Below are 1662 nucleotides of genomic sequence, written 5' to 3' on the forward strand. Positions count from 1 at the left end.
CGGCTCCACCACTTCCCTTTGCCCGAAGGCTCCAGGACGGCTTCACGGCCTTAGCATTACCTGGTTCAGCGTTGGCGCTTCAAAGCGGGTACGGGAATATCAACCCGTTGTCCATCGACTACGCCTGTCGGCCTCGCCTTAGGTCCCGACTTACCCTGGGCAGATCAGCTTGACCCAGGAACCCTTGGTCAATCGGCGCAAGAGTTTCCCACTCTTGTATCGCTACTCATGCCTGCATTCTCACTCGTATACCGTCCACGACTGGTTTCCACCGCCGCTTCACCCGGCACACGACGCTCCCCTACCCATCACAGCAGGCGTTAGCCCTTCATGCTGCAATGACACGACTTCGGTGATGTGCTTGAGCCCCGCTACATTGTCGGCGCGGAATCACTTGACCAGTGAGCTATTACGCACTCTTTCAAGGGTGGCTGCTTCTAAGCCAACCTCCTGGTTGTCTCTGCGACTCCACATCCTTTCCCACTTAGCACACGCTTAGGGACCTTAGTCGGTGTTCTGGGCTGTTTCCCTCTCGACCATGGAGCTTATCCCCCACAGTCTCACTGCCACGCTCTCACTTACCGGCATTCGGAGTTTGGCTAAGGTCAGTAACCCGGTAAGGCCCATCGCCTATCCAGTGCTCTACCTCCGGCAAGAAACACGTGACGCTGCACCTAAATGCATTTCGGGGAGAACCAGCTATCACGGAGTTTGATTGGCCTTTCACCCCTAACCACAGGTCATCCCCCAGGTTTTCAACCCTGGTGGGTTCGGTCCTCCACACGGTCTTACCCGCGCTTCAACCTGCCCATGGCTAGATCACTCCGCTTCGGGTCTTGGGCATGCAACTCAAACGCCCTATTCGGACTCGCTTTCGCTACGGCTACCCCACACGGGTTAACCTCGCTACACACCGCAAACTCGCAGGCTCATTCTTCAAAAGGCACGCAGTCACGGCCCACCAGCAAGCTGATGAACGACGCTCCCACGGCTTGTAGGCACACGGTTTCAGGTACTATTTCACTCCGCTCCCGCGGTACTTTTCACCATTCCCTCACGGTACTATCCGCTATCGGTCACTAGGGAATATTTAGGCTTAGCGGGTGGTCCCGCCAGATTCACACGGGATTTCTCGGGCCCCGTGCTACTTGGGAGATGAGCAAGCAAGCCGTACAGATTTCGTCTACGGGGGTCTTACCCTCTACGCCGGACCTTTCGCATGTCCTTCGACTACCCATACGGTTTCTGACTCGCCCAGCCGCCGGCAGACGACTGAAGCTCATTCCCACAACCCCGCATTGGCAACCCCTGCCGGGTCTCACACCAATACGGTTTAGCCTCATCCAGTTTCGCTCGCCACTACTCCCGGAATCACGGTTGTTTTCTCTTCCTGCGGGTACTGAGATGTTTCACTTCCCCGCGTTCCCTCCACACTGCCTATGTGTTCAGCAGCGGGTGACAGCCCATGACGACTGCCGGGTTTCCCCATTCGGACACCCCCGGATCAAAGCTCGGTTGACAGCTCCCCGGGGCCTATCGCGGCCTCCCACGTCCTTCATCGGTTCCTAGTGCCAAGGCATCCACCGTGCGCCCTTAAAAACTTGGCCACAGATGCTCGCGTCCACTGTGCAGTTCTCAAACAACGACCAGTCACACACCCTC

1 rRNA gene (running past one end of the window) is annotated in these 1662 nt (G+C 57.3%); it reads right to left on the bottom strand.

Annotated features, from left to right (window positions below):
* Nucleotides 1–1607, bottom strand: a 23S ribosomal RNA gene (locus RZ50_RS24410); it reaches 1430 nt to the left of the window's first position.
* Nucleotides 1608–1662: the final 55 nt, after the last annotated feature.

Origin of the sequence: Kitasatospora sp. SUK 42, assembly GCF_015776785.2 — a bacterium.
Taxonomy (GTDB): domain Bacteria; phylum Actinomycetota; class Actinomycetes; order Streptomycetales; family Streptomycetaceae; genus Kitasatospora.